The sequence below is a fragment of the Xenophilus sp. genome, from assembly GCF_044462705.1.
Classification (GTDB): domain Bacteria; phylum Pseudomonadota; class Gammaproteobacteria; order Burkholderiales; family Burkholderiaceae_C; genus Xenophilus; species Xenophilus azovorans.
The window spans coordinates 1-7,713 of record NZ_JBIQNC010000217.1; the positions used below are offsets into that span (position 1 = coordinate 1).

General features: G+C 73.7%; 8 protein-coding genes and 1 pseudogene. 5 read left to right on the forward strand and 4 right to left on the reverse strand.

What is annotated here, in order from left to right; genetic code table 11:
* Positions 1-359, forward strand: a pseudogene (locus ACIY1X_RS22575) (peptidoglycan-binding protein); the annotation flags it as partial.
* Positions 360-366: 7 nt separating this feature from the next.
* On the forward strand, positions 367-1,464 hold the full coding sequence (locus tag ACIY1X_RS22580) for a hypothetical protein (RefSeq protein ID WP_399684934.1): 1,098 nt from the start codon (positions 367-369) through the stop codon (positions 1,462-1,464).
* 15 nt (positions 1,465-1,479) lie between these two features.
* Here the strand turns inward: ACIY1X_RS22580 and ACIY1X_RS22585 are convergent, their stop codons facing one another.
* Genes ACIY1X_RS22585 through ACIY1X_RS22600 form a run of 4 tightly spaced genes read right to left on the reverse strand, consistent with a single transcriptional unit; the run spans position 1,480 to position 5,073 of the window.
* Positions 1,480-2,094, reverse strand: coding sequence for a membrane integrity-associated transporter subunit PqiC (locus ACIY1X_RS22585; RefSeq protein WP_399684937.1), 615 nt, complete (start codon positions 2,092-2,094; stop codon positions 1,480-1,482).
* Positions 2,091-3,734: an intermembrane transport protein PqiB gene (locus ACIY1X_RS22590; protein WP_399684939.1), complete on the reverse strand. Its 1,644-nt coding sequence runs from the start codon at positions 3,732-3,734 to the stop codon at positions 2,091-2,093. Before ACIY1X_RS22590 ends, ACIY1X_RS22585 begins: the two co-directional genes overlap by 4 nt.
* On the reverse strand, positions 3,731-4,426 hold the full coding sequence (locus tag ACIY1X_RS22595) for a paraquat-inducible protein A (RefSeq protein ID WP_399684949.1): 696 nt from the start codon (positions 4,424-4,426) through the stop codon (positions 3,731-3,733). The genes ACIY1X_RS22590 and ACIY1X_RS22595 overlap by 4 nt, the downstream gene beginning before the upstream one ends.
* Positions 4,427-4,449: 23 nt before the next feature.
* A complete protein-coding gene (locus tag ACIY1X_RS22600; protein ID WP_399684942.1) occupies positions 4,450-5,073 on the reverse strand; it encodes a paraquat-inducible protein A in 624 nt (207 codons plus the stop codon).
* Positions 5,074-5,139: 66 nt separating this feature from the next.
* On the opposite strand from ACIY1X_RS22600, the gene ACIY1X_RS22605 reads away from it, so the two are divergent.
* From ACIY1X_RS22605 to ACIY1X_RS22615, 3 genes are all read left to right on the forward strand, one after another.
* Positions 5,140-5,691 carry a DUF2239 family protein gene (locus ACIY1X_RS22605; protein ID WP_399684945.1) on the forward strand — a complete coding sequence of 184 codons (552 nt, stop codon included), beginning with the start codon at positions 5,140-5,142 and terminating at the stop codon, positions 5,689-5,691.
* 204 nt (positions 5,692-5,895) lie between these two features.
* Positions 5,896-7,194: an MATE family efflux transporter gene (locus ACIY1X_RS22610; protein ID WP_399684952.1), complete on the forward strand. Its 1,299-nt coding sequence runs from the start codon at positions 5,896-5,898 to the stop codon at positions 7,192-7,194.
* A gap of 13 nt (positions 7,195-7,207) precedes the next feature.
* Positions 7,208-7,713: cation:proton antiporter (locus tag ACIY1X_RS22615; protein WP_399684948.1), on the forward strand; the 506-nt coding region annotated here is incomplete at its 3' end.

The following is a 7,713-nucleotide window of genomic DNA, read 5'->3' on the forward strand; positions in this document are numbered from 1 at the left end:
AGGAGCGCGGCGTGGTCATGCGCCTGACGCCGAACGACGTGAACTCGGCCAGCGCGGTGCCGGCCGGCATCGCGGCGCGGCTGCCGGACTGGATGAGCCCCTCGCCGGCCTTCGTGCTCGACGGCGGCGGCCCCGGCCGCCAGGGCGTGGTCTGCTACGCCACCGAGGACGAGGTGACGGACCAACTGCCCGAGGCCCTGCGCGGCCCGGCGCTGGAGCCGATCGCCGGCGTGCGGAGCGCCGCCGCGGTCGACGAGGCCTTCACCCGGGCGCTGGGCGCCGAGGGCTTCGGCCGCGCCGCGCTGCAGTGGACGGTGGCACCGCCCCGCCCGGCGGCCGCCGCGGCCCCTCGCCGGTGAGGCGGCGATGGCTGCGCGATGCCCCACGCACCGGCGCGGCCCGGCGCTGGCGGTGCTGCTGGCCGCCGCCGCGCTCGGCGCCTCCGCGCGCGTCCAGCCGCTGCCGCCGCCCGCGCCGGGGGTCGACCCCGCCCAGATCGAGCGCACGGCACCGCGGCTGGCCGGACCGGACGACCCGGCGCTGGCGGCCGAGCTGCAGCACCTGCGCACGCTGGCGGCCGGCGGCGGCACGGCCGGCCGCCAAGCCGCCTGGCGGCTGGCCCTGCTCCACCTCAACGGCATCGTGCCCGGCACCCGCCCGGGCGAGGCGCGCCGCTGGATGACGCAGGCCTACACGCAGGGCGAAACGATGGCGGCCGCCGGGCTGGCCTGGTGCGCCATCGAGGCCTGCGACGGCGGCGCCGCCGACCCGGCCGCGGCGCGGCGCTGGCTCGCCGCGCTGCGCGCCGTCGATACGCCGCGCGCGCAGTACCTGGAGTGGCTGCTGGGCGAACGGCTGGCGCCGCCCTCGGCCGCGCCGCACGCCGGCAGCGACGCGGCGGCGCACCGCCAGGAGGCCCGCCAGCAGGCGCTGCTGGCCCGTGCCGCGCGCGGCGGCAATGCGGCGGCCCGGATCGAGCAGGGCTTCGCCCAGCTCGCCGAAGACCGGCCGGAAGACGCGGCGCGCAGCTTCGAGTCGGCGGCGGCGCGCTCGCCTGCCGCGGCGGCCAACGCGCAACTGCTTCGCCAGCGCCTCGCACCCCTGCCCGCGCCGCGCTCGCGCGCCGCCTCGGCCGGCGAGCAGTGGCTGGCGATGGCGCAGCGCTTCCACCGCGGAGAGGGCGTGCCCGCCAACTTCGCGGAGGCGATCCGGCTCTACCAGCTGGCGGCGCAGGCGGGCAACGTACAGGCGCAGCGCATGCTGGCGCTCATCACCTCGCGGCCGGCGCCGGGCGGGCAGATCGACGTGGCCTGGATGCGCGAGCTGGCGGCGCTGGACATCGCCTCCGCCTGGCCGCGGCCGGACGTCGCCGCGCCGGCCGCCCTGCCCCTGCAGCGCGACCGCACGCCGCTGTTCGACCTGCTGCCGCCGCGCTGGCGCCAGGAGCCCCCGCTGCTTCGGTGAGGAGCGCGCGGCGCCTCAGCCCGCGCAGTCGGCGACCGTGCCGGCCTGCATCGCGCGCAGGTGCTGCGCGATGGCCTGCGACGCGCCGGCGACGAGCCGCCGCGCGCTCTGCGCCAGCGCGTCGATGCCGGCGCCCGCCGGCTCGCTGGCCGACCAGCGGCAGGCGGCGCTGCGCGTGTCGTCGCTGCGGCGGATCGTCCAGCTCAGCGCGGCATCGACCCGGCTGTCCTCCACCGCGTCGAACTGGCGAAGCTGCACCGCGATGCGCCAGGCCGGCGCGCCGTTGGCGCGGCCGCCCTTCGTCACGTCGACCGCGCCCAGGCGCGCGGCGACGCCGGCGGCCAGCGCGTCGCGCAGCTCGCTCTCGAAGGAGGAGGCCCAGCGGTGCTGCTCCAGCACCTCCACCTGCGCGCTGGCGTCGGCGCCGCTGCGCACCACCATCTGCGGGCGCGCCAGGCGCTCGGGCAGCGCCAGGGGCGCCAGTTCGATGAAGAGCGGCGGCGTCGCCTGCGGCGCCGGCGCGGCGGCCAGCGGCTCGGCCAGCGAGTAGTAGCGCGTCACCGGCGCGGCGCAGGCGGCGAGCAGGCCCGCGGCCAGGGCGAGGATCGGGAGGAGGAACAGGCGTTTCATGGCTTCTTGTCGTCCTGGGGCTTGCCGCGCAGCAGCGACTCGGGATGGCGTTCGAGGTAGTCGGTCAGCACGCGGATCGAGCCCGCGGCGCGCGTGAGTTCCTGCAGCGTCTGCCGCAGGTCCTGCTGCAGCGGCGAGTCCTCCGCCAGCGTGCGGCCGGCGCTGTCGATGGTGCGGCGCGCGTCCTTCATCGCGGCGGCCAGCTCCGGCGTCACGTCGTTGTTGATGCGCGCCACCGTGGCCTCGGCGGTGGTCAGCGTCCGGTCGAGCGACTTCATCGTGCGCCGCAGGTCGGCCGAGATCTCCTCGAACGGGATCTTGTTGATCTTGGACGCGATCTCCTGCACCTGCGACTGGATCTCGTCCAGGCTGTTCTGCACGGTGGGCAGCTCGATCGGGTTCTGCGCGGTGTCCACCTTCACCGGCTTCTCCTTGGGGAAGAAGTCCAGCGCCACGTAGGCCTGGCCGGTGAGCAGGTTCCCGGTGCGCAACTGCGCGCGCAGGCCGCGGCCGATGAGGAAGCGCAGGCGCTCCTCCTGTGTGTACTTCGATTCCGACGGCGCCACGCCCTGCACCACGCTGGCGCGGCGCAGCCGGTCCGGGTAGACGGTGGCCAGCACCGGCATCAGGAACTGGCGCTCGTCGCGGTCGAACTGCACGCCGATCGACTTGACCTCGCCGATCACCACGCCGCGGAAGTCCACCGGCGCGCCCGGCGACAGGCCGCGCACCGACTGGTTGAAGTACATCAGCAGCGTCTGCGAGGGGCCGTCGGGCTCCTTCATCGCCGCCGTCTCGTCGTCGGCCAGGGCGAAGGTCGCGTTCTCGGGCGCGGCCGGGCCGTTGGCGTCTTCGGGCGCGGCGAAGGCCACCCCGCCGAGCAGGATGGTGGCCAGCGACTGGGTGCGCAGCGTCACGCCCGAGGCGCCGAGCTGCACGTCCAGCCCGCTGGCGTGCCAGAAGCGCGTGTTGACGCCGACGAACTTGTCGTAGGGCGCGTTGACGAAGACGCGCAGCGTCACGCCCCGGCCGTCGCCGTCCAGCTCGTAGGAGGCGATCTGCCCCACCTTGATGCGCCGGAAGTACACCGGCGATCCGATGTCCAGCGAGCCGACGTCCTTGGCGCGCAGCGTGTACTGGCGCCCGCTCAGGTCGCGCGTGACGATGGGCGGCGCCTCCAGCCCGGTGAACTCGTCCGTCTTCTCTTCCGCGGTGCCGGCGTCGGCGCCGATGTAGGCGCCCGACAGCAGCGTGCCCAGGCCCGAGATGCCGGAGGTGTCCAGGCGCGGGCGCACCACCCAGTAGCGCGCGTCCCGCGCGGTGAAGCCCTCGGCCGCGTCCTTGTCGAGCTGCACCGACACCCGCACGTGCGAGCGGTCGCGCGCCAGGCGGATCTCGTGCACGGTGCCGATCTGCACGTCCTTGTATTTCACGGCGGTCTTGCCCGCTTCCAGGCCCTCGGCCGTGTTGAAGCTCAAGACGATCTCGGGGCCGCGGTTCCAGAGGATCTTCGCCACCAGGGAGATGCCCACCAGCGCCGCCACGATGGGGATCAGCCAGATCAGCGAGGGCAGCCAGTCGCGCCGCCGCACCACCTCGGGCGTGGCGGCCGCGGCATCGTGCTTGTCGTCGTCGTTCATGTCGTCGTCTTGTCGTCTTGCATTGCGTGTGTGTCGGTGTCCCAGGTCAGGCGCGGGTCGAAGCTGAGCGAGGCCAGCATGGTCAGCACCACCACCGCGCCGAAGGCGGCGATGCCCACGCCGGCGGTGATCTCCGCCAGCCCCTGCATGCGTACCAGGCCCGACAGCAGCGCCACCACGAACACGTCGAGCATGGACCAGCGGCCGATGATCTCCAGCAACTGGTACAGGCGCGCCCGCTCGCGCCGGCGCCAGGGGCTGTGCCGCTGCGCCATCGCCACCAGCACGAACAGTGCCGACAGCTTGAACAGCGGCACCAGGAAGCTGGCCGTGAAGATCAGCGCCGCCAGCCCGTAGGAGCCGGAGACCCAGAAGAAGATGACGCCCGAGAGGATGGTGTCCTGCTGGGTGCCGAACAGGCTGCGCGTGATCATCACCGGCAGCAGGTTGGCCGGCAGGTACATGATGGCCGCCGCCACCAGCAGCGCCCAGGTCAGCGCGATGCTCTGGCGCTTGCGCCGGTGCAGCCGCGCGCCGCAGCGCCCGCAGGCGGCGCCCTCGGGCGCGTCCTGCCACACGGCGCTGCAGCGGTGGCACTCGATCAGGCCCTGCTGCGCGGCAGTGGCGGGTTCGCCCTCGCCCGCACGCACCGGCAGGTGCGGCGTGGCGGCGTGCGCCGCCAGCGCGGCCATGCGGCGGGCGCGCGCCGTCGTGCTCAAGCGGCGGCCTCCTCGTCCGCGGGGAAGGCCAGGTCCCACAGCCCGCGCGGGTCGAAGGACACCACCACCGTCAGCAGCACGGTGAGCGCGACGAAGGCCCACAGCGCCGCGCCGGCGATCACCGTCGCCATGCCCGAGAGCTTGATCGTCGCCACCAGCACGCCGAGCAGGAAGACTTCCACCATGCCCCAGGGGCGCAGCGACTGCAGCAGCGCCAGCATCCAGGCGAAGCCGCGCGCGCGCCGGCCGCGGGCCAGCGGCACCAGCACCCAGCACAGGATCAGCAACTGCGCCAGCGGGAACAGCAGCGTCGTCGCCAGCACCAGCATCGCCACCAGCGACATGCCCTCGCCCGACAGCACCACCACCGCGCCCACCAGCGTCGTCTGGCTGTGCAGGCCGCGCAGCTCGATCTCCACGATCGGGAACAGGTTGGCGATCGCGAAGAGAATGAGGCTGGCGACGGCCAGGGGCAGAATGCGCTGCTGCTGCAGGCCGTGGTGGCGGGCCAGTTCGGTGCCGCAGCGCGGGCAGCGGGCGACTTCCCTGCGGCCCAGCGCAGGCCGCCGGAAGACCGCATCGCAGCCTTCGCACACCATCAGGCCGCGGACTCGTTTCATGGCGGCGATTCTGAACCACCCGTCCGGCTGGATTGCATGGCAATTTAATCCGGGTACAATGAATTCATGTCCGACGCACCTTCTTTTCTGACCGCGTTCCTCGATTTCGACCGCATCGCCTCCGGCGACGCCGCGCAGGTGATGGCGAGCGTGCGCCAGCGCCCCGACGCCGCCTCGGTCTTCGTGTTCGACGACCGCACCGGCGAGCGCCTCGACCTGGACCTGCGCCCCGAATCGTCCGATGCCGCCGCGCCGGCCGAGGAGGCGCCGCGCGGCGTCGGCCGGCCGCGCCTGGGCGTGGTCGCGCGCGAGGTGACGCTGCTGCCGCGCCACTGGGACTGGCTCAGCCGCCAGCCGGGCGGCGCCTCGGTCGCGCTGCGCAGGCTGATCGACGAGGCCCGCCGCAACTACGCCGAGCGCGACAGCGTGCGCGCCGCCCGCGAGGCCGCCTACCGCTTCATGACCGTGATGGCGGGCGACCTGCCCGGCTTCGAGGAAGCCGCGCGCGCCCTCTTCGCCGGCGAGCGCGAGCGCTTCCAGGCGCAGATCGAGGGCTGGCCCGAGGACGTCGCCGCCTACGCGCAGAAGCTGGCGGCGCCGAGTTGGGCCGCAGCCTGACGGCCCACACACCTCCACAACAACAACCCCACCCACAGGGCGCAGCCGGCGCACCGCCGCCGGCCGCGCATCGCATCCGTGACCCAGCCCTCCTCCCCGGGCGCAGGGGCCAGCAGCCCCGCCGCCCCGCCGCCCGGCGCCCGCGCGCCGGCCATCACCGGCAGCCGGCCCCTGTGGAAGACCTTCCTGGTCTTCCTGGTGCCGATGCTCGCCTCCAACATCCTGCAGTCGCTTTCGGGCACGCTGAACAACATCTACCTGGGCCAGATGATCGGCGTGAAGGCGCTGGCGGCGGTCTCGGGCTTCTTCCCGCTGCTGTTCTTCTTCATCGCCTTCATCATCGGCCTGGGCGCCGGCGCCTCGGTGCTGATCGGCCAGGCCTGGGGCGCGCGCGACGTGGCCAAGGCGCGCGCCATCGCCGGCACGGCGCTGGCGGTGGTGCTGGTGTTCGGGCTGCTGGTGGCGGTCTTCGGCGGGGCCTTCACCACGCCGCTGCTCAAGGCGCTGGGCACGCCGCCGGACATCCTGCCGGACGCCACCGGCTACGCGCGCATCATGCTGGTGGCGATGCCGGGGCTCTTCGTGTTCCTGCTGTCCACCGCGATGCTGCGCGGCGTGGGCGACACCATCGCGCCGATGCTCACGCTGATGATCTCGACCACGGTCGGCCTGGTGCTCACGCCGGCGCTGATCCGCGGCTGGGCGGGGCTGCCGCAGCTCGGCGTGGCCAGCGGCGCCTGGGCCTCGGTGGTGGCCTTCGTGGTCGCCACGCTGTGGCTGGGCTGGCACCTGCGGCGCAAGAAGAGCCCGCTCGCGCCGGACGCCGCGTTCCTGCGCGAGATCCGCATCCGCCCGGCGCTGCTCGTGGCGGTGCTGCGCCTGGGCGTGCCCACCGGCGTGCAGATGATCGTCGTGTCGCTGGCCGAGCTGGCGCTGCTGTCGCTGGTCAACGGCTTCGGCTCCGACGCCACGGCCGCCTACGGCGCGGTGAACCAGGTGGTGGCCTACGTGCAGTTCCCGGCCATCTCCATCGCCATCACCGCCTCGATCCTCGGCGCGCAGGCCATCGGCGCCGGGCATGCCGACCGCCTGGGCGCCATCACGCGCACGGCGCTCTTGATGAACCTGCTGCTCACCGGCGCGCTGGTGCTGCTGGGCTACCTGTTCTCGCGGCCGCTGATGGGCCTGTTCATCACCCGCCCGGAGGTGATCGAGATCGCGCAGACGCTGCTGCACGTGATGCTGTGGAGCACGGTGATCTTCGGCATGGGCTCGGCGCTGGCCGGCATCATGCGCGCCAGCGGCTCGGTGCTGGTGCCCACGCTGATCTCGATCCTGTGCCTGGCGCTGGTCGAGGTGCCGGTGGCCTGGCTGATGAGCCGGCGCATCGGGCTGGAGGGCGTCTGGTACGCCTACCCGGCGGCCTTCCTCGCCATCTTCGCGCTGCAGGCGGCCTACTACCGGCTGGTGTGGCGCCACAAGCGCATCCAGCGGCTGGTCTGAGACACTTCCCGCCATGCCCATCGCCCAGCTCTCGGTGCACTTCTTCCTCCAGGCGGCGGTGATCCTGCTGGCATGCCGGGCGGTCGGGCGGCTCGCCCAGCGCCTGGGGCAGCCGCAGGTGGTGGGCGAGATGATCGCCGGCGTCATGCTCGGCCCGTCGCTCTTCGGACTGCTGCTGCCTGCTGCGCAGCAGGCCCTCTTTCCCAAGCCGACACTGGGCATGCTGTACGTCTGCGGGCAGCTCGGCGTGGGCATGTACATGTTCCTCGTGGGCACGGAGTTCAACGCGGCGCATTTCCGCCAGCGCGCGTGCAGCGCCCTGGCGGTGTCGGCGGCCGGCATCGCGGTGCCCTTCGCGCTGGCCTTCGCCATGGCACCGTGGCTGCTCGGGACGCCGGGGCTGTTCGCCGCCAAGGCGCGGCCGCTGGAGGCCTCGCTGTTCCTGGGCGCGGCCATCGCCATCACCGCCTTCCCGATGCTGGCGCGCATCATCCACGAGCGCGGCATCGCCGGCACCTC